This is a genomic window from Paenibacillus woosongensis (assembly GCF_009725165.1).
Classification (GTDB): Bacteria; Bacillota; Bacilli; order Paenibacillales; family Paenibacillaceae; genus Fontibacillus; species Fontibacillus woosongensis.
The window spans coordinates 239,608-262,202 of the sequence record NZ_WNZW01000002.1 but is presented as its reverse complement, the minus strand read 5'-3'; the positions used below and the strand labels follow the sequence as shown (position 1 = coordinate 262,202).

Here is a 22,595-nt window from a genome sequence, read left to right as displayed (position 1 = left end):
AAGAAAGACTAGATATGAATCAGTATGCACCTCAATCAATGAAAGATATAGTAGGTAACTCTTTTCTTAAAACTAATATTAGAGAACTAGCTATTGGAGATATACAATGGAACAATGTTAACTCCTATGAACCCGTAGGAAGTAAACCTCTTTTTAATAGCGGGGAGATTATAGCTAATGTTAGGGTTAATACAGGCTACCCATTAGTTGAAAGCCTTAAATACCAGTATTCTACCCGGGCTGATGGCGCACCTAAATTTATTGTAGAATACTACATCCCTATGGATGTGTTCTACACCGGATACGTAGTAGAAAAAAAGCAAATTCGCGTAGTGGAAAATGCCGTTTTACAAGCCAATGAAACCAAAAATATGAGGGCTGAGGTTCGAACCCTGGATTACACGATGGCGGATTGGAACGAGAAGTGGTTTGATGTCTCCACAGCGCCGGAGACGGCGTGGTCCTCCAGTAACGAAGCAGTGGCCACTGTTGACAGCAACGGCAAAGTTACCGCGATTTCGGAGGGAACAACAACAATTTCCGCTGACTGGAAAAAAGGACCCTATTGGCTGAGAGGGATAGCGACGATCAGAGTAGGCAATGGGCCGCCTCCGGGCCCGGATCCCGATCCGCTTGAGCCTGGGGTGACCTGCACGACCCCTTCGCCCGGCAGGACAATGTCGGGAGAAGACTTCAGCCCGAATGTCAGCGCGGTTATCCGGGCGGACGCCCGGGGCAGTGAACGGTTTAATGTGCTGGATGGCATACCAACAACGGAAAGTTTGTACGGTAATGTATGGGCAAAGAACTATCTGTATCAATACGGTTACCAGGAAATGACGGGGAAGTGTACGTTTACCGTCAATGTGACTGTTATGCCGCCGCCCCCGCCCCCAGATGGACAACCGGGTGAGCCTTCAACCGTACAAGTCCAGGTGGATAAGAACTATTCCTTCTGGACGGTATCGCAAGTTGAGGTCTATGGCCTGAAAGAGGCTGCCCTGCACAATTATGCGTTCGAGGCAAACGGCATCAGAATTTCACCTAGCGGATATAACACCCCGTATTTTGCGATAGCACAGACGCATCGTTATGAACCATCCGCTGTTCTCGACATTACTGTGGGTGCTGACAGCGATCCTGAGGCAGCTGCCAGGTCGGCGGTTAGCGTGCGGGTGAGGAATGATACGTTCACGTTCAATGGACAGACCCTCATGAGCGGAGCGGAAACGACGGGCAGCGGGCCGGCTCCTTCCCCAATCCCGACAGCAGCTATGACGGGCGACAATATTTTGTACAGTCCGGGAAACGTCATTCCGATGTTCAAGACAAACCAGGAAAAGCGGCCGAGCACAGGAACGGTATATTATGTCCAGGTCAATGGTGCTGCTGAAAGAAGTTATCCTATCTATGGCATCAACCCGGTCACCGTACATACTCCGGTCGTCATTTATCCTGCCGTATCGGATGACCGGGAGCATAATCAGAAAACCAAGCCGGCAGCAGGGCGTTCTGCAGTTATTCTGGACCGGCCTTTTGTAATTGAACTGCCAAATTCGGGGCAGCATGCGAGTTATCTCGGATACGGCAGCCGCAATTATTTAAAATACATCGGCAGCAAGCAGGTCAGGTTTCCGTTTGATGTCTACGACGGCTCCAAGACGCAATTTCACCCGAAAAATACATGGATCGAGGTGGAGAAGCCGCAGGAGAGCTTTTCCTTTTTTCTCCCGGTATGGGTAGATGAAGGATTCTATGACGTCGAGGTCCGGACGATAGCGCATAACGCGCCTGCCGGAGCAACCCATCAAAGAAATGCCAACCTGGATTTAACTCATCATATTGCCTATGACACTGTGGCGGTAGATGTCATTGGACGCGTGTATGATTTCCGGGTTACCGATATTGCCGACTACCACTGGGAGACGGTGTTCCGGACGGCGAAGGGAAGCAGCCTGCCAACGGGAACCGCCTACTGGGCTGGGTTAGGGGGCATAGACGGGGCGCCAAGAGGAATCTCGTCCATGTATACTCTGCCGATTCGTCCCGGAAGTCATCCCGTATATAAGAACGTCGCTATCAAAACCGGATATCATTTCAAATTCGATCTGAAGACTAAAGGAAATATGTTCGGAATTAAGGATGAAATCAAAATTACGCCTAGTTTCTACTTTATCAGTGCGGAAGACGGGGCGCGCACGCCCGTGGAGCTGTATTATCACAAAAGCGGAAAAAGCTATGTCAAAGTAGGTTCGCCCGGCGACGAGGTGAACCGGTACGTTGTCCTGAACGAGCGCCTGCGCAATGTTCCCGAAGAGGAACTGACGGATACGGCGCTTTATAAATATGACTATCAATACTCTTTTGGCCAAATTGCGAACATCGGGCGCCCGCAGTTTGTAAGTCACTATATCAACTTTGCCACGAAACGCAGGACGGCGATAGGGAGCCTGACCCTGCTGCGTCTCCCCGAAGGCGTGCGTACTTTTATCGGGCCGAAAACGAATATCCCCGCAGGGGTCGATCCCAGCCGGGCAAATGCTGCCGTGCAGAGATGGTACGGCGAGTACAGCCTGCCAGCCGACCTGTATGCCGTGAAGGCTGGGACGAACGTCGCAGAATACGGGCGAACGCACAGAGGGCTTACGGACAAGTCGCCGATCTTTTTGAAAAATGGTTATATCGTGGTTAATTTCAATATGGAGACGGTGCGCGAAGGGCAAGCCACCGACCCGCATCTGCAGTATATTCACGGTCCATTGGTTAACCAGTGGCATCAGATGGAGGGCTTTGCCCGGAGCGTGCAGGATCCGTTTGGCGTGACCTACCGTCTGCAGGACGGGGACGTTGTGCTGTACCATGCCGGCCTTTCCAGCCGCGATGATTTCCGCTCGATGGTCACGCATTAATTCATAGTTCAATAGTCTTAGCCGATCCCTGACCCGGCTCGCCGGGGAAAGCTCGGCTTTCTTTTTTCCTCCATATGGAAAAAGACGGCAAGGCTTGAAACTTGCCGGACTTTAGTGTAAAAATGATTTGTGCTAAAATAGGAAGAATGAGTGGGCAACTGCATACGATATACTATAGGACAGGTGTGTGAAGATGAAACCTTTTATATACGATTATACTTATGATGAATTACGGGAATGGGCTGTCGCCCAAGGAGAGCCTGCGTTTCGCGGAGGGCAAATCTTTGATTGGCTCTATGTAAAACGTGTAAACTCTTTTGAGGAAATGACGAACCTGTCCAAGCCGCTCCGCCAAAAGCTGGATGAGCAATTCGCCTTCGTCACTTTGAATGAAATCACCAAGTTTGAATCGAAGGATGGAACGGTCAAGTTCTTGTTTGGGCTCCATGATGATCATGCGATCGAGACGGTCATCATGAAGCATAACTACGGGAACAGCATTTGCGTAACGACCCAGGTCGGCTGTAAGGTCGGCTGTACGTTCTGCGCCTCGACGCTGGGCGGACTGAAGCGGAACTTATCGGCTGGGGAGATCGTTGCCCAGGTTGTACAGGCTCAGAAAATCCTCGATGACCGCGGCGAGCGTGTAAGCAGTATCGTCATTATGGGCACCGGGGAGCCATTCGAGAATTACGACGCCACGATGAACTTCCTTAGAATCATGATCCATGACAAAGGCTTGAATATCGGGCAAAGGCATATTACGGTCTCGACGAGCGGTATTGTTCCTAACATTTACCGATTCGCCGACGAGGATACGCAAATTAATTTGGCGATATCCATTCACGCGCCTAACGATGCGCTTCGTTCCAAGTTAATGCCGGTGAACCGCCGCTTTCCTTTCGACGACGTTATGGAGGCGCTGCGTTATTACATCGCAAAGACGGGACGCAGAATTACATTCGAATACGCGCTGATCGGCGGTGTCAATGATCAGCCTGAGCATGCTGAGGAACTGGCCAGCGTCATCAAGGACATGCTTTGTCATGTGAATTTGATCCCGGTTAACCATGTGCCGGAGCGCAAATATGTGAGAACTTCAAGAAATGATATTTTTCAGTTTCAGCGCATTTTGGCGGATAAGGGCATCAATGTGACGATCCGCCGTGAGCAAGGACACGATATCGCGGCGGCCTGCGGTCAGCTGCGGGCGAAGCATATGGAGTCTGGTGCGAGGTGATCTGATTCAATGAAAATGGTGTATTTAAGTGATGTGGGACGCGTCCGCCCCGTAAATGAGGACAGCGCCTGGGTATCCCGCTTGGAGCAGGGCTACACCTTAGGCATTGTCGCCGATGGCATGGGCGGCCATCAGGCCGGAGATACCGCCAGCAAACTGGCGGTAGAGACGATCACTCAGGATATCGTCTCGCTGGCTCCGGGACTGTCGGTGCAGGCATGCGCTGAGGCGCTTAAAGCAGCGATTCTGCATGCCAATGAAGTTGTTTTCCGCAAAGCCTCAGAACATGATGAGTACCACAACATGGGAACGACCGTCGTCGCCGTGCTTCTCAGCGGACGGGAAGGGGTTGTCGGCCATATTGGCGACAGCCGGGCCTACCAGTTTCGGCAGGACGATCTGATTCTGCTGACGGAGGATCATTCGCTCGTGAATGAGCTTGTCAAGAGCAAGCAAATCAGTGAAGAGGAAGCCAGCGTGCATCCGCGGCGCAACGTGCTGACGAGGGCGCTGGGCACCGATTCCGATGTGGAGGTCGATCTGGACCATATCATATTGGAAACCGGGGATATCCTGCTGCTTTGCAGCGACGGGCTCAGCAACTATGTATCAAAGGAACAAATGACCCTTACGCTGGGATTGGACGATCTCTCCTTGCAGGATCGGGCTGATCGCCTGCTTCAGCTTGCCTTGAATGCAGGTGGCGACGATAATATTACCGTTGCCCTGCTTGAGCATCAGGAAGAAGCCGGGTCAAGCATAAAGGAGTGGAACTCATGATCGGACACGAATTGGGCGGTCGTTATCAAATTATCGAACGAATTGGCGGCGGGGGAATGGCGCTCGTCTACAAAGCGCACGACGTTCTCCTCAATCGCAACGTAGCGATCAAAGTGCTGCGCCAGCAATTTGTGAACGACGAGGAATTTATACGCCGTTTTCGGCGGGAAGCGCAGTCCGCTGCATCTTTGTCGCATCCCAATGTGGTCAGCGTCTATGATGTAGGACAGGAGGACGATATTCATTATATTGTCATGGAGTACGTGGAAGGCCAGAACCTGAACGAAATCATTAAGGAGCGCGCGCCGCTGCAGGTGGACGAGGCCATCCGCATTGCATCGCAAATCGCCGATGCCCTGGATCATGCTCATCATAACCAAATCATTCATCGCGATATTAAACCTCATAACATATTAATCGGCCGCAATGGCCGGGTGAAAGTGACCGATTTTGGGATCGCCCGCGCGGTCACGTCTACGACGATTACGCAAACCGGCTCGGTCGTAGGGTCGGTGCATTATTTCTCGCCGGAGCATGCGAAGGGAGTCGCTACCGGGGAGAAATCGGATTTATATTCGCTGGGCATTGTGCTGTATCAAATGCTGACGGGGCGCCTTCCGTTCCTGGGAGAGAGCCCGATTAGCGTTGCCTTGAAGCATTTGCAGGAGCATTTCGAGGAGCCGCGTTCGGTTAACCCGATGATTCCGCAAAGCGTTGAGAACATCATTCTGAAGTCGATGCGCAAAAATCCGGGCGAACGCTATCAGTCGGCCAAAGAAATGCTGGTTGACTTGGAGACCTGCCTGCTGCCGGAGCGGCGGATGGAGTCGAAGCTTTTATTTGATGACGGCGACGATGAGGATAGCACCCGGATCGTTCCGGCGATCAGGCCGCAAATGGGCGGCTCGGCTGCCCGGGGCGGTTCCAAGCTGTCCAGGGAGGCGCAGGCCGACGAGGACCGCGACGAGGCGAAAAAGGGCACGAGCTTCTGGTCGAAGCCAGTGCTCTGGGTAAGCCTAACGGTATTGCTGCTTGTGGCGATGGCCGGCGTCGTATGGTACGTGAACAAAACCTTCACCGTACCTGACGTCACGGTTCCAAGCGTTCTTAATATGAACGAAGCGGACGCAGCGAAGGCGCTGCAGGACAAGGGACTGGCGGTCGGCGACGTGAAGCGGGAGTACAAGGAAGGCTTCGATGAAGGGATCGTCTATGACCAAAGCAGGCCGGAAGGTACGATAGTCAAAGAAGGCGCAATTATTGATTTAACCGTGAGTATAGCCAAACCGCTGAAGAAAATGCCGTCATTCAGCGGCATGACTTATCAGGAAGCGGAAGCCCAGCTCGTCCAGGCCGGAGTGGATAAGGACCGGATCAGTCAGGTGGAAGAGTTCAGCGACGAGGAAGAGGCTGGCAAAATTATTGGTCAAAGCCCCGATGAAGGCACGGAGTATGATCCGGCGTCAGTAAGCATTACACTTAAAGTGAGCAAGGGCGCTAAGGAATTTAGTATGAAGAACCTGATAGGAATGAAACAGGAAGAAGCTGAAGCCCTCATTAAGGAATTGGGGCTGAAGCTGGCCAAGGATGGCATTAAGACGGAGCCTAGCTTTGAGAGAGAAGCGGGCGAGGTCATTGACCAATGGCCGTTTGCCCCGAACAGCCTGGCTACGCCGGGAACCGAAATGGTGCTGACCGTAAGCTCAGGTTATCCGCCGGAAGCCATCAAATACACCTTTGAAGTGCCGGCAGCTCCTGTGGAGGAAGGCAAGAACAGCAAAATCCGGATCGTCTACGGGGACGCACGGGGGGATAATAGAGAATGGGGAACCAAAACGATCAATGCGACCCAAACGTTCTCCGTTGAACTTGTATTAGCCCCGAACAAGAACGGTGCGGTCTCGGTCATCCGGGATGGGGAGCTGTTTGACACTTATCTGGTCTCGTACATTGATGCCAAGCAGGGAACGGTACCTGTGCCTCAACTGCCGGGCAGTCAATATGACGAGAATTCGTACAATGAATGGGACGAAGGCGAGATTGAAAACCCGGAAACGGGACGCATCGACCAGGGAGCTGTAGCCCAAGCCGTTAAAGCGGATAAGAACAATAAGGGCAATAACGGCAAAGGAAAAGGCAAGGGTAAAAAAGAACACGGCAACAACTAGACAGGAAGAAAATGAAAGTGAGGCCGGCAGCATGCCTGAAGGTTTAATTGTTAAGGCATTAAGCGGATATTACTATGTGAAGCCGTTAGCCTCGGCAGAGGAGATTGTTCTCCAGTGCCGGGGCCGCGGCATTTTCAAGAAAAAGGGGATTACTCCGCTCGTAGGGGACCAAGTTCTATATACCCCTACCGAGAACGGGGAAGGCACGGTAGACGAAATACTGCCGCGCGATACGGAGCTGATCCGTCCGCCCATCGCTAATGCCAGTCATGCGGTTCTGCTGTTCTCCGTGAAGGAGCCGGATTTGAACCTGCAGCTGCTGGACAAGTTCCTCGTACATATCGAGCATGCGGGACTCCGCCCCCTGATTTGCCTGACGAAGGAAGATTTGCTGGATGAGCAGGGCGATGAACAGGATCGCAACTTAACGAGGCAGGTTGGCGAGTTATACGAAAAGGTAGGCTATGAGGTTATCATTACTAGCTCCTTGACGGGAAGCGGGACGGATGAAGTAAAGGCGCGGCTGGCTGGCCACATCAGCGTGTTTGCCGGGCAATCGGGCGTGGGAAAATCATCTCTGCTGAACGCCATGCTGCCGGGATTATCGCTAGAAACAAGTGAAATCAGCCTGAAGCTGGGCCGCGGCCGACATACGACGCGCCATGTGGAGCTGATCGAGCTGGATAATGGCGGTTATGTTGCGGATACTCCCGGGTTCAGCCAGCTGGACTTCCTGGAGCTGGGCGTAGAGGAGCTGTCATCCTGTTTTATCGAATTCAGCGAATATGCGGAGCAATGCAAATTCCGGGGCTGCAGCCATCTGCATGAGCCGGGGTGCCGGGTTAGAGCGGCGGTGGAGGAAGGCGAAATTGTCTCCAGCCGCTACAAGCATTATGTACAGTTCTATGAGGAAATGAAAGATAAAAAACGGAGGTACTAACTTCATGCGAAAAATCAACATAGCACCGTCTATTTTGTCCGCGGATTTTGGGAAATTGGCTCAAGAAGTCGCCGAGGTTGAGCGCAGCGGCGCCGACTGGCTTCATGTCGATGTCATGGACGGCCATTTCGTGCCCAACATGACGTTCGGGCCGCTGGTGCTGGAAGCCGTGGCGCCTCATACGAAGCTGTTCCTGGACGTGCACCTCATGATCGAGCATCCGGAGCGTTATATCGAAGCGTTCGCTAAGGCAGGAGCAAGCCTGATTACGGTTCATGCCGAGGCTTGTGTGCACCTGCACAGCGTCATCCAGCAAATCAAGAGCCTGGGCGTAAAGGCAGGGGTCGCCATCAATCCGGCTACGCCGGCGCTGGCGGTTCGCGAAGTGATCGAAGATCTTGATCTCATACTTGTCATGACGGTGAATCCGGGCTTCGGCGGGCAAGCCTTCATCCCGGGAACGGTCCGCAAGATTTCGCAAATTGCCGAGTGGAGAGAGCAGCTGGGATTAACGGGCCTGCATATCGAAGTTGACGGCGGGATTACCGCTGCTACGGCGCCAACCGTAGTAGAGGCCGGGGCAGATGTGCTAGTTGCGGGCAGTGCGGTGTTCGGGCGCGAGGACCGGGCGGCAGCGATTTCTGAAATCCGCGGCAGCGTGGAGCGTTTCTAGCGAAACCGTATTGTCCGTTGGTATAGGGATGGGCAGTGCCGCATACAATGGGTTACATGAGCAGGGTTCTCATGTAGCCTTTTTTTTGTGTCCTCAATACACGGGAAGCAGACTTGGAACATAGACTATAGGTGAAGGCATGAGAATGATGGGGAGGGTGAAGGATGAAATTTTACACATTCAAGCTGCCTAAGTTTTTGGGCGGATTCGTCAAAGCGGTATTGAACACATTTCAGAAAAATTAGGGAGGGGACCTTGCGTCTAAGCATCAGCAGGAAGACGCGAGCCCGCTCCCGCCGATCACGCAGCGTTCCAGGCCGGGCGGAGCAGGCGGCGGGCATTAAAAAAGCACCTCGAATGACAAGGTGCTTTTTGTCTATATGCTTATTACAACCCTACGCGCGGGTTACTTTACCGGATTTCAAAGCCCGAGTGCTAACGTATACGCGTTTCGGTTTACCGTCTACAAGAATACGGACTTTTTGTACGTTCACGCCCCAAGTACGCTTCGTGTGATTGTTTGCGTGGGATACATTGTTCCCTGTGCTTGGGCTCTTGCCTGTCACATAACATTTGCGAGACATTCATTACACCTCCTAATTCCAACCTCTTAAAACAACACTTATCTATAATATCACAGTAAAAAAAGAGCCGTCAACCAGTGGCGCAACTTTATTTCTGGCTCCATTGCTCTTCTTTTATTTATTTCTCTTTCTTCTTATAGTACAATGTTGATTAGTCCATAATAATTTTGGGGAGGAGTTGATGCGGGCGTGGCTATTGAACTACATACGGAGCATGGGACAGTCCATATTTCCGATGAAGCCATAGCGGTGATCGCCGGATCGGCCGCCATGGAATGTTATGGATTGGTAGGAATGGCAAGCCGCAAGCAGTTCAAGGACGGTTTTGCCGAATTGATTGGGAGAGAGAATCTGGCCCGTGGTGTGGAAGTGAACCTGGAGAATAATCAATTGTCGATTCATCTTTATATTATAGTTAGTTATGGCACGAAAATTTCCGAGGTCGCACACAACATACAACAAAAAGTAAAATATGTACTCACCGAAGTCGTTGGACTCGAAGTAGCGTATGTCAACATCTCGGTTCAAGGCGTACGTGTATCAAGCTAGGAAGGGGAATTTTCATTGAGTAAGCGTTCTCTGAATGGAACAGATTTTACCGCTATGGTGTTAGCCGGGGCGGAGAGGCTTCATCAGCATGCCGAGCATGTCAACTCCTTAAACGTGTTTCCGGTTCCGGATGGAGACACGGGGACGAACATGAATTTGACGATGACGGCAGGCGTGTCTGAGCTGAAGAACAACGGTACCGGAGGCTTAGGCAGCCGGGCGGGCGTATTGTCCAAAGGTCTCCTGATGGGCGCGCGAGGCAACTCTGGCGTTATTTTGTCCCAGTTATTCCGTGGCTTTGCCCGCTATGCGGCGGCTTACGAAGAACTCAACACGATTCATTTCGCCGCTGCGCTGCAGAGCGGTGTGGATACCGCATACAAGGCCGTTGTTAAGCCGGTGGAAGGCACGATTCTTACCGTGGCCAAAGAAGCGGCCAAGCATGCCGTATTCTATGCCAGACGGACGACGGATGTGACGGAGCTGATGACGGAGGTGCTGGCCAAGGCCAAGGAGGCGCTTGCCCATACGCCTGAGCTGTTGCCCGTCTTGAAGCAGGTCGGTGTCGTAGATTCCGGTGGACAAGGACTCGTATATATTTATGAAGGATTCTTGCAAGTTTTAACGAACGGAACGATACCGATGGAAGAGCCCGTAACGGGACAAGCTGTATCCGCCGTAAAACCGGTCTCTGCGGCTCCGCGAATTACACCGGACGCCCCGATTTCCGCCCAAGCCAAATTGGAGACGGAGGATATCGAGTTTTTGTACGACATGGAATTTTTCATCAATCGTACGCTCGGTGAAGCTAGAAATACGCCATTTAACGAAGATCAGTTCCGGGAAGCGCTGTCAAAGAATGGAGATTCCATCATTGTCATCGCTGATGATGAAGTAATCAAAGTACACGTGCATTCTAAAGCGCCGGGCGAGGTGCTGAATTTGGCCCTGCGTTATGGCGAGATTACGCAAATTCATATTTTGAACATGCGCGAGCAGCATCGCGACCTGCTGTCGGCGGGAATGGACGCGGCTCCCATGCCGGAATTGTTCGCCGATATCCCGGCAGAGGGCCTGCGCCAGACAGAGCGTGCGGAGATGCCGGCCGACGAACTGGCGCCTTATGGCTTCATCGCGGTTGCTTCAGGGCAAGGTATCTCTGATATTTTCACCAGCCTTGGCGTTGATGTCGTGCTCGCCGGAGGACAGACGATGAATCCGAGTACCGAGGATTTCGTGAAGGCGATTCATTCGATTTCCGCCCAGCATGTGTTCATTCTGCCGAACAACTCGAATATTGTACTAGCCGCACAGCAAGCGCGCGATCTTCTGGAAGGCGAGCGCGAGGTTACCGTTATTCCAAGCAAGAGCATTCCGCAGGGAATCGCCGCTGCATTCGCGTTCCAGGAGGAAGAGAGCGTAGAGTCGAACGCCGACAGCATGATGAACGCCGTAAACCATGTCAAGACGGGACAGGTGACCTATGCGGTTCGCGATACGGTATTCGATGAACTGGAAATTACAGCCGGTCACTATATCGGCATTGCAGACTCCAAAATCGTGGCAACGGAAGCAGGTCTCCTGGAGACGTGCCGGGATCTGCTCTCCAAAATGCTGGAGGGCGGGGATGAGATCGTAACGATTCTCGTCGGCGAGGAAGCCTCGCCCGAGATGACTGGCGAACTGATAGCTTGGATGAATGAGACTTATCCGGATGTCGAAGTGGAGGCCCACAACGGCGGCCAGCCGATATATTATTATTTATTCTCTGTGGAATCCTAGGCTGCGCCTAGAGGTGACGGGAGAGTTGAAAGGATGAGGATCTCATGACCAAGGTTGTCATCGTTGCAGACAGTACGGCTGACGTACCGAAGACTACGGCGGAGGAATATGGCATTCATATCGTGCCGATGCGTCTTGCGTTCGGCGAGGAATCTTTTCTGGAGGGCGTCGACATTACAGCGGCAGAGTTCTACGACAAACTGACAAAGTCGCGTGAGCTGCCGAAGAGCTCCCAGACGTCCCCGTCCCAGTATGCCGAGGTCTACCGCAATTTGCTGGAAGCGAATCCGGGCTCGCCGATCGTATCCATCCATATCTCTTCCGGCATGAGCGGAACCTATCAATCGGCCCTCTTGGCGAAGACGATGCTGGAGGAAGAGACGGGCAAGGAGCTCGATATTACAGTCATTGATTCCTTAAGTGCTTCCTACGGCTTTGGTCTTCAAGTGGTTGAAGCGGCAAGAATGGCCTCTAAGGGAGCCACCGTGGACCAGATCAAAGCCGAGGTCGAACGCCTTGGGCGCAGCCGCAGGCTGTACTTCCTGGTTGATACGCTGGAGTATTTGCAGAAGGGCGGACGGATCGGCAAAGCGGCGGCTATTCTTGGCACGCTGCTGAACATCAAGCCGATTCTGTCGGTGGATCAGGAGGGCATTATCTACGCAGTGGATAAAGCGAGAGGCCGCAAGAAGGCGGTATCGCGGGTTATCGAGCTGTTCGTGAATGATTTTGGCAATCATAAAGATTTGAATGTTGCGGTTTGCGACGGTGTGAATCCAGAGCTCGCCCAGGAGTTTGTGGATTTGCTGTCCCAGCACTTCACGCTGCATGAGGTGGTTCGCACGGACATCGGCGCAGTCGTAGGTTCACATACCGGCCCGGGAGTGGTAGCTATATTCGTGTGGCCGGCTTGAAGCGAGGGATTGGAATGAGTTTGGATTTAAACGAAATTCCGGTAAAGCAGGTTAACGGCGTGAGTGCTCTCAAAGAAGGAGAGCTTCACGCCTTTGGCATCTTTACGGTAAATGATTTAATGGAATATTATCCGTTTCGGTATGAAGATTACCGGCTGCGCTCTTTGACGGAGGTGAAGGACGGCGACCGGATTACTGTCCAAGCCAAGATCATGGGAGTGCCTGTACTGCAGCGCTACGGCCGGAAATCGAGGCTGACGTGCAAAATGGTGGCCGAGGACTGGATGTTCACGGCGACCTGGTTTAACCGCCACTTCTTGAAGGATCAGCTGACGGCGGGACGGGAGATCGTGCTCACGGGCAAATGGGACCAGCGGCGCAGCCAATTGACGGTCTCGGAGTCGGAGTTTCCCGACCGCGGCACGCTGCGCAGCGGGAGCCTGCAGCCGGTATATTCGGTAGGCGGGAAAATTACGCAGACCTGGATGCGCAAAACGATCGGACAGGCACTGCAGCAATATGGGGAGATGATTCCGGAAATTTTGCCGCCGGAGCTCCTGCGTAAGTATGAGCTGATGCCGAGACGGCAGGCGATTTGGCGCATTCATCAGCCGCAGGACAGCGAGGAAGGGCAGCAGGCGCGCCGCCGGATGGTCTATGAGGAGCTGTTCCTGTTTCAGTTGAAGCTGCAGGCCTACCGGGCGATGAATCACGAGCGGATGGACGGAGTGAAGCATGAGGTGGATAATGCGACGATCCGTGAGTTCGTTCGCAGTCTTCCCTTTGAGCTGACAGATGCCCAGAAGAAGGTGGAGCTGGAGATCCTGCAGGATATGCGTTCTCCGTACTGCATGAATCGTCTGCTGCAGGGGGATGTAGGCTCGGGCAAGACGGTTGTGGCAGCCATTGCGCTGTATGCGGCGGTCAAATCGGGACATCAGGGAGCATTTATGGTGCCAACGGAAATATTGGCGGAGCAGCATATGCGCTCATTGTCCCGGTTGTTCGAGCCGTTCGGCATTACCGTAGGCCTGCTTACGGGCAGTGTGACCGGGCGCAAGCGCAAGGATTTGACTGCCTCGCTGCAAATGGGGCTAACGGATATCGTCGTCGGGACCCATGCGCTTATTCAAGAGGACGTGTTCTTCCGTTCGCTCAGCTTGGTCGTGACTGACGAGCAGCACCGGTTTGGCGTCAATCAGCGCAGCATCCTGCGGCGCAAAGGCTTCAATCCGGACGTGCTGACGATGACGGCGACGCCGATTCCCCGCACGCTGGCGATTACGGCCTTTGGCGACATGGACGTGTCCACACTGTCCGAGCGGCCGAAGGGACGCAAGCCGATTTCGACCTATTGGGTGAAGCATCACATGATGGATCGCGTGCTTGGGTTTATCCAGCGCGAGGTGTCCGCCGGAAGGCAGGCCTATCTGATCTGCCCGCTGATCGAGGAGTCTGATAAGCTGGATGTGCAGAATGCCATTGATCTGCACGTCTCGATGCAGCAGGCGTTCCCGCACTTCAAGGTCGGGCTGCTGCACGGGCGGATGACCGCGGCCGAGAAGGACGAGGTCATGCGTTCGTTCTATGACAATGAAGTGCAGCTGCTCGTTTCGACGACCGTCGTGGAGGTCGGCGTGGATGTGCCGAACGCGACGCTGATGATCGTGATGGACGCGGACCGCTTTGGCCTGTCGCAGCTGCATCAGCTGCGCGGCCGGGTTGGCCGGGGGGAGCACGCTTCGTATTGCGTGCTCATCGCCGAGCCGAAGTCGGAGGTCGGTCAGGAACGGATGAAGGTCATGACCGAGACGGACGACGGCTTCGAAGTGGCTCGCCGGGACCTGGAGCTGCGCGGTCCCGGGGATTTCTTCGGCACCAAGCAGAGCGGGGTGCCGGAATTCCGAATCGCAGACATGGTCAGCGATTTCGCGGTGCTGGAGGCGGCGCGGGACGATGCCGCCCGTTTGGTCGGCGACGAGTCTTTTTGGACGTCGCCGCAGTATGAGCCGCTGCGCGGGTATCTGCAGCGGGAGCAGGTGTTCCAAGGCGAACTGATCGATTGATGTGAACCGCGATCGGCTTTGAAATCGCAATCGCAATCGCAATCGCATTAGAGGGGCATGATCGATGCACGAGTAAACACCGGTGGGGTTCTGACGGACCGTGGTTCCGTTATATTATGAAAATCGTCCTATTTCATTGGTTTGTTGGACACAGGTTCCGCTATTTGAGCAAATGAATGAGTTTCTGTTGTGATTTGCAGCAAATAAAGGCTCCTGTGTCCGTTCCCTATCCATTTTGGCGATTTTAGGACAAATAGCGGATCTTATGTCTGTTACGAGCGAGAGAGAAATGCCCTCGGCAAGCTTACCTTAATCCTAGCTTGCCAAGGGCATTTTTTCTGTGGCAACATGTACATCCTATCCGTCATATATTAATGAGGATTAGCGTGTGACGGGAGGTGTAACCCAGTTTTGAGTTATCAGCAATATGGCATCAGTCCGCAGCTGGTGGAGCGCATTAAGCTGAAAATGAAAAACCCAGCCGTAAAAGAGCGCATCAAGTCCCTCGCCGATGGTCTGACTAAATCGGACCTGCAGGATAGAGCCAAGGTCAGACGGCTGGTGAAGTCGGCAACCTCGATTTTGAATGAACGCTTGACAAGCGTGCAGGAGGAACAGATCGTCCAGTTTGTCATCGCTCAAAAAGTCGACCCTCGGAATACGTTCCATCTCCTTAAGTTATGGAGCATGTTTAGGTAATGTAAAGCTGTATAGGTTGGTGAGCGTAGAAACCGTTCGTCCCTGCAGGGGCGAACGGTTTCTTTTAATATATTCGAGGTTCGTCAGGTACGTCGATAAATGTTTTTCTTTCTATATGATAGTCCGCATGCAGAGCCTTTATTAGCTCTTCGTTAATCCCGCTTCGCCAAGAAAGCGGCGTACGACATCGATTTGGTATTGTACCCTGGTGGAAAAGGGCAGGCTCCAGCCTGTCTCTACGGTGACTGTCCGTGCTCCAAGAATACGGGCTGCGGCGGTGCGGGAGGAGCCAGGCAGCTCATGCAGCCGCAGATTGAAGGATTGGGATTTGGCCCGGATGGTGCGGTTGACTCCTTTGATGATTTTGCGTGCGGCAGATACGGACCGGCTGCCCGGATCAGTGATCAGCGTTTGGCCCAGTACCTTGGAGTTTTGCTGCGATAAACCGTTCGCTTCATGAAGATCCAGATACCAGGAGGGGCGATAGCGTCTTGCTGTATCAAACAGCGCCGCGGATAGCGGATGTTTCGCTGTTTGGCCTGCTTTGCGGGGAAAGGTGCGGTTCAAATCCGGCACGCCGCGAATACGCTGGCGATATGCACGCCTATGGACCGTGGGGACGATGACAAGACGTCCTGTATGAAGCCTAAGCTCGTCTGTGCCCAGCATGCGGACGAGCCTGCGAGCCGCTTGGATGCTGCCGGTCTCATTGCCGTGTATCCCTGCAACGATCATAGCGGTTGGTCCGGGCCGCGCGCTTTGCGCCACATAGTAAGGAGTAGCGTAGGATGTGCCCGGCAACAGCGTATACTTCTGTACCAGCATTATGCTCACCTCCACTTCTGCTTGCCTGCTAATGGCGGGTATACACTATAAATATGCAGGGAAGAGAGGGATTAATTGGACAGGTAACTTTGTCGGCTGCCCGTACAACGCCCGGATTTAGCGCTTGCCCGTTCCGCGCAAAATCGCAGTCAAATGGTTCGTGTAATGGCCGATGGCCAGGCTGACTTGGGATTTCAAATAATCCCTGGTCATTGTAAACTCGTCTTCCATGCCGCGGCATACGAAGCGATAGCGGATGTCCAGACCGTCCATCGACGGCTCGAAAATGCGAATGCCCTGCTCCAGAAGGGATTTGCGGTATCGCTGGATATCTCCGCGGATATGCTGAGCCAACACTTTCGTCGCTGCGGCATAGAGGGCTTTGAAGGTCTGGGACGACATTTCGACTTCCCTGTTCTTCTTCTCGACGATTTCGAGAGCTACAGGCAAAATGATGTAACTCCTGATGACTTCGATATCCTTGGCCGTTGGAGGAGAAATGGTCCGGTGCGCGGCTCCGCCTGCTGCTTCACCCGCCGCCTGCCGGCTGGCTGATACGGACTGCTCCTTATGCTGGGGGAGCATCATCCGGCTTGATTCCCAAAGGCCGTTGCCTGATAGCTTCTTGCTCATTTATAGTGCCCTCCAATCTTTCTTGCCCGTTCTCTGGCCTGCCCTGATGTCGTCAATGAGGAGGCTCTCATAATCGCCGCGCTGCCGTAGCGGTCTTTAATCTGATCGGTTGCTTTGTCCAAGGCCCGAAGCTTTACTTGATCCTCAAAAAGGGTCAGCTGGTAGCCCTGGTCGGAGGCAAGACCGCTAAGCGCAACGCCTAAGCGGCGTACCGGCAGAGTGTTCCAGTGGCGGTAGAACAGTCTCTTGGCCGCTTCGTAGACGGTATTTGTATGATGGGTCGGATCGGCCATCTTCATCTGCCGGGAGAAGCCGAGGCGCGCATCATAGGGACTGCACAGGCAGCTGACGGTAACGACCTGCCCCATATAACCTTTGCGCCGGCAATCCCGGCAGACCTCCTCCACAAGCTCAAGCAATACGGTGTCGATCTCATCCGGCTCGGCATAGTCCCGCGGCAGCGTCATCATATGGCTGACCGATTTCGGCGCGGCGTCGAAGGTGCGCGGCGTCACCGGGGAATCGTCAAGCCCGTTCGCCGTTCTCCACATGACCTCCGCCTGAATATCGCTTTGCTTGCCGAAGCGGGCGCGGAATTTGTCCTTCAGCATCGGCAGCGGTGTCTGGGCAATATCGCCGATCTGGTACATTCCAAGCCGGGTGAAGTGAGCAGCCATACGGGAGCCAACCCCGAACATTTTGGGAATCGGCTGCGGCCAAAGCGCCTCAGGCACATTAGCTTTGGGCAGGACATATAGTCCGCTCTCATTTTTTTTCGCCCAGATGTCGGTAGCCAGCTTGGCAAGCATTTTGTTGGAGCTGATGCCGATGCGTACCCATACGCCGGTCTGCTTAAGCACCTTCTGCTGAATCGACCTCGCCATGGCGAGCGGATCGTCCTGGAACAGGTGCAGGCTTCCCGATACGTCGAGAAATTGCTCGTCGATCGAAAAAACTTCGACCAAATCGGTGTATTCCCGGTAAATGTCCGTAATCATCAGAGATACATCGATGTAATGCTGCATCCGCGGGCGCATGACGACGAGACCCGGGCATTTGCGGATCGCTTCTCCCAGACGCTCCGCCGTAGTTACCCCGAAGCTTTTGGCGATGGGGCAGGCCGCCAGAATAATTCCTGAACGGCGGGCGGGGTCTCCCGCTACGGCTACCGGTTTGTTCTGGCATCCCGGATGATCCGCTTTCTCGATGCTGGCGTAGAAGCTTTGGCAATCCGCCAAAAAAATCGTCCTTTCGCGCGCGCTTATCATTTGGGCGCCTCCCACAGTCTCATAAGAAGAATCATCAGTTCGGCCTTCACCAGGCTTCTGAGCATTTTGAAGCGGTGGATATAGCCCCGAACCTTGTACTCTACTTCGACGCCCAGCGCGTTCATCGTCGTGTTCAGCACTTGAATGCGCTGCTGCCGCATTTTGCTTCTGAGGGTTTTCAGCTCGAGATGGATGCTGCTTTCAATTCCCTTAAGATAAAAGATCACGAGATTGTAGATCAATTTATTCTGCTGTAGGCTAAGCTCCTCGATATCCCTTGCCAGCATATCCAGCAAAATAGGCAGCAAGGTGTACTCTTTGATGATTTGAATATCTTCTTCTGTCTCGATTGTTGAGTTAATCATGATATTTCACCACCATAATGCGAACGTATATTCGTTTTATATATTATACACCGAACGTAAGTTCGTTATGCAAGTGAATTTTATGGAAAATGGATACTTCGATATAGTCCCTTTATATTATAATAAATGTAATTTTATGGTTCCTATTGCAGGGAGAGAAATGGGCAAGAAGTCATCGGCGGGATCACCTAGTCCTATGGAAAAATCCGGAACAAAATTATCGAAAAGGGATAGAAACTAGTATAGGACCAGCGCACGTTTTTTTAGGGGATAACAGAATTTAACAAAATGCTATAAAACCGCGTTATTAAGCGATTTTTGCACGAGACTTTGGTATCAATTTTGTAACCTTTATGGAAACGGGTGTAAAAATAGATCGAAACTTCGAAAAAAGTTGCGCGTCTAATATGAGCGAACAGCAGGAGCACTGTACTTCTCTGAAAACAGCGACTTGGAAATGCAGCATAGGAATGCTTCGTTTTTCAAGTCTTTTTCATAAGGACGAGAGGTGCAGTTGTTAAAAGGCGATCATGCAAGAAAACCGGGAAGCAAGAGCTAAAAGGCTTCTATTATGCAGGATAGGGCCCAAATGGAAAACACTTCTATTAGCCTAGTTACTTTATTAGAGTACTTGGTTAATGATAGAGGTAATACGAGAGGAGTGGAGGTGTGAGGGGACCGTACTGGTAAAATCGCCTGCATACAAAAAAATAGCGAGGTGACAAGAGCAAACCCGATGACAACGTTAGCGCGAAAAAGGTTATTTATTTTACTCGTACTCGGCGGTATTCTGATCGCCGGTGGGATCTACCTTATCATTCAAAATCTGCCTCCATCTCTTGCGACGTTCCAAACCGCGGACGGTGCAAAAATCAAATTCCAAACTTCGGGAGACCGGTTCATGGAGTACAAGGGCGAGGGAAAGTGGCAGGAGATTTTCGTGAAAGGCGTCAACTTGGGAGCTACGGTTCCTGGTCATTTTCCTGGGGAATTCCCGATCACTGAAGAGGATTATCTGCGTTGGTTCAAGCAAATCGATGATATGGGCGCCAACGTGATTCGTATCTATACCGTGCATAATCCGGTGTTCTATACGTCCTTAGTCAAATACAACAAAGAAAAAGGAGACGATCCGCTGTACTTCATTCAAGGCATTTGGTCGCCTGAAGAACAATTGATTGAGCTTAAGGATGCGTATAACCCTGGAATCAAGGAAGCATTCCATAAAGAAATCGAAAAAGCGGTTAAAGCGGTATATGGAGATTTAAAAATACCGGTACAGCCGGGAGCTTCGGGAGGAAAGTACAGAGCGAATGCGGGGCGTTATTTGATGGCCTGGCATATCGGTACGGAGTGGGATCCCGAAATGGTCGACAACACAAACACGCAGTATGCCTCTATAGAGCCTTACCGGGGCAAACGGTTCTCGGCGCTGGAAGAGGCCAGCCCGTTCGAGAGCTGGCTCGCCGAGCTGATCGACCAGACGGCTGAACTGGAAGCCGGTTACGGCTGGCAGCATCCGATGACCTTTACGAACTGGGTCACAACGGACGTGCTTGAGCATCCCGGAGAGCCTTTGTTCGAGGAGGACTTGGCCAGCGTGGATGCGACGCATATAGAGCCGGTCGATTGGGAGGCCGGATACTTCGCGGCCTATCACGTTTATCCGTACTATCCGGATTTTTTCCATCTCGACAAGACGCTGGAGACGATTCCGGACGGTAACGGCGGATTCAATACGTATAAGGCTTACCTGCGACAGTTAAAGGCACATTACAAAGATATTCCGATCATGGTTACGGAGTACGGCGTACCTGCGTCTTTGGGCGTATCGCATATCGGTCCCGGCGGACGGAATCAAGGCGGGCACAGCGATGACGAAAAGGCCGAAATCGACGTATCCCTGACGAAAGACATTTATGACGAAGGCTACTCTGGCGCCATATTGTTCATGTGGCAGGATGAGTGGTTTAAGAAGACGTGGAATACGATGCGCTTTGAAATTCCTGAGGATCGGCGCTCCTATTGGCTGAATGTCCTGACGAACGAGAAGCTGTTTGGCATCGTCGCCATGGGTCCGGGGAAAGAGGAGGACATTATCATCGACGGCAAGCTGAGCGACTGGGACGCGCTGCCGGAAGGAGAGGTGAAGTCGTGGGACAAGCCTGCTCCCGGCATTGAACGGTTCCGCGTGACGCATGACGAGGCTTACGTATACGTAGGGCTCACATTAAGCGAGAATTTTGATCCGAAAGCCCGGCAAATCTATCTGGGAACGAGTACGCAGCCAGGCGGAAACGAGCCGGTTACCGAGCTGCCCGGCATCAAGCTGAGCGACGGGCTGGAAAATTTGGTCGTCATCGGCCAGGATGACGAGACAGAGGTGAAGACTGCGCCGAGCTATGATTTCCACCGCCGTCTCTATGGACGGTACGGCCACTGGATGCTCGAGGATCCGACCGAGGAAGAGAAGGTGCAGTTCCAACCCTGGAAGCTTGCCGTCAGCTTGACGATGTCTCCGCCGGATACGAGGCTCAGCCAGCCGTTTCAGGATATGACAGTCGGCAGTCTGGTGCGGGGAACCTCGGATCGGAAGGATGAGAACTTCAATTCGCTGACTTCGTGGCAATATAGCGGCCGCGAAGTAGAGCTCCGCATTCCCTGGATGCTGCTTGGCTTCGCAGACCCCAGCTCCCTTCAGGTCATTGATTATGGGCCGCTCAAGAAGGACCGCTCGTTTACGACGGCCCAGACGGACGGAATCACTTTTGTGCCCTGGATTAAAGACCGCAAGAACCAGGAAATATTTGGCCCGGGCAAAGGCGGACCCGCCGATCTTGCGGAGCAGCCGAAATATACTTGGTCGCCTTGGGAAACCGTGAATTACACCGAGAATTTAAAGTCCGGCTACTATGCGCTGAAGAAGTTTTACGAAAGCTTGCCGGAACATCAGCCTGAATAGTCCGGTGCTTGGTATATAGAAGGAGGAATGTTCTTTATGTATACGCATCTAACCTTGGCTATCTATTTCATTTATTTCTGCCTGGGACTGATCGGGATTGGAATCGTATCTCTATTCGTATTGAAGTTCAATCATTTGCATAAAGTGAAAAAAAATCAGCAGTACTTGCAGAAACATCAGGATTATTTCAAATTCATTCAAACCCATCTGAACGGCCCATCGGAGCTTCCGCTTCCGCCGGGCAAGCTTAAGGAGCTCGAAGGCCGGGTTATCCAGGAGAAATTGATCGGCTGGATCGAGCAGTTCAAGGGCGAGTATCGGGAGAAACTCGTCAAGCTCTGCCACGACGCCGGATTCGTTCAGAAAGATATCAAGCTGCTGGACAGCTTGTTCTACGGCCGGCGGATTGCCTCCGCTTACCGGCTTGGCGGAATGCGCGCAGCCGAGGCCGTCCCCCGGCTGCTGACGATGATGAAGAACGAGCGCTATACCCCGCTTACGATCGTCGTGGCCCGGGCGGTAGCCAAAAGCGCGGAGAATGAGGAGCAGCTGAAGGAAATGCTGCAGCACCTGCTTCGCCACGGCAAGCCGATCCACAATATGGCTGCCGATATCGTAATGGAGACCCAGCTTGATGCCAGCCGTCTGCTGCTGAAGCTGCTGGACGATGAGAATCCGGACCTCGTGAAGGTCGCTCTCGTCGCGATGTGGGGGCAGGCGATTCCAGAGGTCGTTCCTTCCCTGGATCGCTTGGTTGGCGCCGAACAGACGGATGTCCGTGCCGAGGCCGTCAAGCTCTATTTAAGCTCCAACCCGGTGCTTAAGGACGACACCATTAAGAAGCTGATGGCCGACAAGGATTGGGAGGTGCGGGCGGCCGTGGCGAAATCCCTCGGCTCTCTGCACGCTGCCGGCAGCATTCCGCTTCTCCGCAATGCGCTCAAGGATGCGAATTGGTGGGTACGGAACAACAGCGCTGAAAGTCTGGCGAAGCTGGGAGAAACAGGCTTCGAGGTGCTCTGCCAAATCGCGATGAACGGCTCCGGAGTGGAGCGGGAGACAGCGATGTATCACATCGAAAGAGCGATGCTGCAGGATAATGAGCATCAAAAACTCGACCAAATGGTCGCCTATAACAAAAAAAAGCTGCTGTACGAGCGGTATTTCGGCGTTGCCGAGCGAAGACCGGTTCGTCAGGTCGCGGCGGTCGGAGGCGATTACACTGCTTAGAGACATTT

General features: G+C 53.0%; 19 protein-coding genes. 14 read left to right on the top strand and 5 right to left on the bottom strand.

Annotation, left to right across the window (positions count from 1 at the left end; translation table 11 throughout):
* The first annotated feature begins 281 nt into the window (after positions 1 to 281).
* The 7 genes from GNP95_RS07680 to spoVM all read left to right on the top strand — a co-directional run bounded on the left by GNP95_RS07680 (position 282) and on the right by spoVM (position 8,955).
* Complete coding sequence (locus GNP95_RS07680) at positions 282 to 2,909, top strand: DUF5704 domain-containing protein (protein WP_155610273.1); 2,628 nt, start codon at positions 282 to 284, stop codon at positions 2,907 to 2,909.
* A gap of 193 nt (positions 2,910 to 3,102) precedes the next feature.
* Positions 3,103 to 4,149: a dual-specificity RNA methyltransferase RlmN gene (rlmN, locus tag GNP95_RS07675; protein WP_155610272.1), complete on the top strand. Its 1,047-nt coding sequence runs from the start codon at positions 3,103 to 3,105 to the stop codon at positions 4,147 to 4,149.
* Between the two features lie 9 nt (positions 4,150 to 4,158).
* A complete protein-coding gene (locus GNP95_RS07670) occupies positions 4,159 to 4,929 on the top strand; it encodes a Stp1/IreP family PP2C-type Ser/Thr phosphatase (RefSeq protein WP_155610271.1) in 771 nt (256 codons plus the stop codon).
* Positions 4,926 to 7,097, top strand: coding sequence for a Stk1 family PASTA domain-containing Ser/Thr kinase (gene pknB / locus GNP95_RS07665; protein ID WP_155610270.1), 2,172 nt, complete (start codon positions 4,926 to 4,928; stop codon positions 7,095 to 7,097). Before GNP95_RS07670 ends, pknB begins: the two co-directional genes overlap by 4 nt.
* Before the next feature lie 31 nt (positions 7,098 to 7,128).
* Complete coding sequence (gene rsgA / locus GNP95_RS07660) at positions 7,129 to 8,037, top strand: ribosome small subunit-dependent GTPase A (protein WP_155610269.1); 909 nt, start codon at positions 7,129 to 7,131, stop codon at positions 8,035 to 8,037.
* A 4-nt stretch (positions 8,038 to 8,041) separates the two neighbouring features.
* A complete protein-coding gene (gene rpe / locus GNP95_RS07655) occupies positions 8,042 to 8,710 on the top strand; it encodes a ribulose-phosphate 3-epimerase (protein ID WP_155610268.1) in 669 nt (222 codons plus the stop codon).
* 164 nt (positions 8,711 to 8,874) lie between these two features.
* Complete coding sequence (gene spoVM / locus GNP95_RS07650) at positions 8,875 to 8,955, top strand: stage V sporulation protein SpoVM (RefSeq protein WP_055107596.1); 81 nt, start codon at positions 8,875 to 8,877, stop codon at positions 8,953 to 8,955.
* A gap of 150 nt (positions 8,956 to 9,105) precedes the next feature.
* Here the strand turns inward: spoVM and rpmB are convergent, their stop codons facing one another.
* Positions 9,106 to 9,294, bottom strand: a complete 189-nt coding sequence (gene rpmB, locus GNP95_RS07645; RefSeq protein ID WP_019639081.1) for a 50S ribosomal protein L28 — start codon at positions 9,292 to 9,294, stop codon at positions 9,106 to 9,108.
* A gap of 189 nt (positions 9,295 to 9,483) precedes the next feature.
* On the opposite strand from rpmB, the gene GNP95_RS07640 reads away from it, so the two are divergent.
* The 5 genes from GNP95_RS07640 (at position 9,484) to GNP95_RS07620 (ending at position 15,304) form a co-directional block, all read left to right on the top strand.
* A complete protein-coding gene (locus GNP95_RS07640; protein ID WP_213590464.1) occupies positions 9,484 to 9,843 on the top strand; it encodes an Asp23/Gls24 family envelope stress response protein in 360 nt (119 codons plus the stop codon).
* Positions 9,844 to 9,858: 15 nt separating this feature from the next.
* Positions 9,859 to 11,625 (top strand): DAK2 domain-containing protein, encoded by a 1,767-nt coding sequence (locus tag GNP95_RS07635; protein ID WP_155610267.1) that lies wholly within the window; start codon positions 9,859 to 9,861, stop codon positions 11,623 to 11,625.
* A 44-nt stretch (positions 11,626 to 11,669) separates the two neighbouring features.
* The gene (locus GNP95_RS07630) at positions 11,670 to 12,539 is read left to right on the top strand and encodes a DegV family protein (protein ID WP_155610266.1); all 870 of its coding nucleotides are present in this window, start codon (positions 11,670 to 11,672) and stop codon (positions 12,537 to 12,539) included.
* A gap of 14 nt (positions 12,540 to 12,553) precedes the next feature.
* Positions 12,554 to 14,605 (top strand): ATP-dependent DNA helicase RecG, encoded by a 2,052-nt coding sequence (gene recG, locus GNP95_RS07625; RefSeq protein ID WP_155610265.1) that lies wholly within the window; start codon positions 12,554 to 12,556, stop codon positions 14,603 to 14,605.
* 411 nt (positions 14,606 to 15,016) lie between these two features.
* On the top strand, positions 15,017 to 15,304 hold the full coding sequence (locus tag GNP95_RS07620; RefSeq protein ID WP_155610264.1) for a stage VI sporulation protein F: 288 nt from the start codon (positions 15,017 to 15,019) through the stop codon (positions 15,302 to 15,304).
* A gap of 141 nt (positions 15,305 to 15,445) precedes the next feature.
* On the opposite strand, the gene GNP95_RS07615 is transcribed toward GNP95_RS07620, so the two are convergent.
* From GNP95_RS07615 to GNP95_RS07600, 4 genes are all read right to left on the bottom strand, one after another.
* Complete coding sequence (locus GNP95_RS07615; protein ID WP_155610263.1) at positions 15,446 to 16,129, bottom strand: succinylglutamate desuccinylase/aspartoacylase family protein; 684 nt, start codon at positions 16,127 to 16,129, stop codon at positions 15,446 to 15,448.
* Between the two features lie 117 nt (positions 16,130 to 16,246).
* A complete protein-coding gene (locus GNP95_RS07610) occupies positions 16,247 to 16,762 on the bottom strand; it encodes a hypothetical protein (RefSeq protein ID WP_155610262.1) in 516 nt (171 codons plus the stop codon).
* Complete coding sequence (locus GNP95_RS07605) at positions 16,759 to 18,030, bottom strand: DNA polymerase IV (RefSeq protein WP_155610261.1); 1,272 nt, start codon at positions 18,028 to 18,030, stop codon at positions 16,759 to 16,761. The genes GNP95_RS07610 and GNP95_RS07605 overlap by 4 nt, the downstream gene beginning before the upstream one ends.
* Entirely contained in the window at positions 18,027 to 18,395 is a 369-nt protein-coding gene (locus tag GNP95_RS07600; RefSeq protein ID WP_155610260.1) for a hypothetical protein, read from the bottom strand. The genes GNP95_RS07605 and GNP95_RS07600 overlap by 4 nt, the downstream gene beginning before the upstream one ends.
* A 736-nt stretch (positions 18,396 to 19,131) precedes the next feature.
* Here GNP95_RS07600 and GNP95_RS07595 point away from each other — a divergent pair.
* Together GNP95_RS07595 and GNP95_RS07590 are read left to right on the top strand one after the other, a co-directional pair.
* Complete coding sequence (locus GNP95_RS07595; RefSeq protein ID WP_155610259.1) at positions 19,132 to 21,357, top strand: hypothetical protein; 2,226 nt, start codon at positions 19,132 to 19,134, stop codon at positions 21,355 to 21,357.
* Between the two features lie 36 nt (positions 21,358 to 21,393).
* Positions 21,394 to 22,587, top strand: a complete 1,194-nt coding sequence (locus tag GNP95_RS07590; protein ID WP_155610258.1) for a HEAT repeat domain-containing protein — start codon at positions 21,394 to 21,396, stop codon at positions 22,585 to 22,587.
* Positions 22,588 to 22,595 lie beyond the last annotated feature (8 nt).

What these genes read in the sequence shown, in the direction of transcription:
- GNP95_RS07670 (WP_155610271.1), top strand. Translation starts at nt 4,159, where the DNA reads ATGAAAATGGTGTATTTAAGTGATGTGGGACGCGTCCGCCCCGTAAAT.
- rlmN (WP_155610272.1), top strand. Translation starts at nt 3,103, where the DNA reads ATGAAACCTTTTATATACGATTATACTTATGATGAATTACGGGAATGG.
- GNP95_RS07610 (WP_155610262.1), bottom strand. Translation starts at nt 16,762, where the DNA reads ATGAGCAAGAAGCTATCAGGCAACGGCCTTTGGGAATCAAGCCGGATG.
- recG (WP_155610265.1), top strand. Translation starts at nt 12,554, where the DNA reads ATGAGTTTGGATTTAAACGAAATTCCGGTAAAGCAGGTTAACGGCGTG.
- GNP95_RS07605 (WP_155610261.1), bottom strand. Translation starts at nt 18,030, where the DNA reads ATGATAAGCGCGCGCGAAAGGACGATTTTTTTGGCGGATTGCCAAAGC.
- GNP95_RS07600 (WP_155610260.1), bottom strand. Translation starts at nt 18,395, where the DNA reads ATGATTAACTCAACAATCGAGACAGAAGAAGATATTCAAATCATCAAA.
- GNP95_RS07615 (WP_155610263.1), bottom strand. Translation starts at nt 16,129, where the DNA reads ATGCTGGTACAGAAGTATACGCTGTTGCCGGGCACATCCTACGCTACT.
- GNP95_RS07680 (WP_155610273.1), top strand. Translation starts at nt 282, where the DNA reads ATGGATGTGTTCTACACCGGATACGTAGTAGAAAAAAAGCAAATTCGC.
- rpe (WP_155610268.1), top strand. Translation starts at nt 8,042, where the DNA reads ATGCGAAAAATCAACATAGCACCGTCTATTTTGTCCGCGGATTTTGGG.
- GNP95_RS07590 (WP_155610258.1), top strand. Translation starts at nt 21,394, where the DNA reads ATGTATACGCATCTAACCTTGGCTATCTATTTCATTTATTTCTGCCTG.
- GNP95_RS07595 (WP_155610259.1), top strand. Translation starts at nt 19,132, where the DNA reads ATGACAACGTTAGCGCGAAAAAGGTTATTTATTTTACTCGTACTCGGC.
- spoVM (WP_055107596.1), top strand. Translation starts at nt 8,875, where the DNA reads ATGAAATTTTACACATTCAAGCTGCCTAAGTTTTTGGGCGGATTCGTC.
- rsgA (WP_155610269.1), top strand. Translation starts at nt 7,129, where the DNA reads ATGCCTGAAGGTTTAATTGTTAAGGCATTAAGCGGATATTACTATGTG.
- pknB (WP_155610270.1), top strand. Translation starts at nt 4,926, where the DNA reads ATGATCGGACACGAATTGGGCGGTCGTTATCAAATTATCGAACGAATT.
- GNP95_RS07630 (WP_155610266.1), top strand. Translation starts at nt 11,670, where the DNA reads ATGACCAAGGTTGTCATCGTTGCAGACAGTACGGCTGACGTACCGAAG.
- rpmB (WP_019639081.1), bottom strand. Translation starts at nt 9,294, where the DNA reads ATGTCTCGCAAATGTTATGTGACAGGCAAGAGCCCAAGCACAGGGAAC.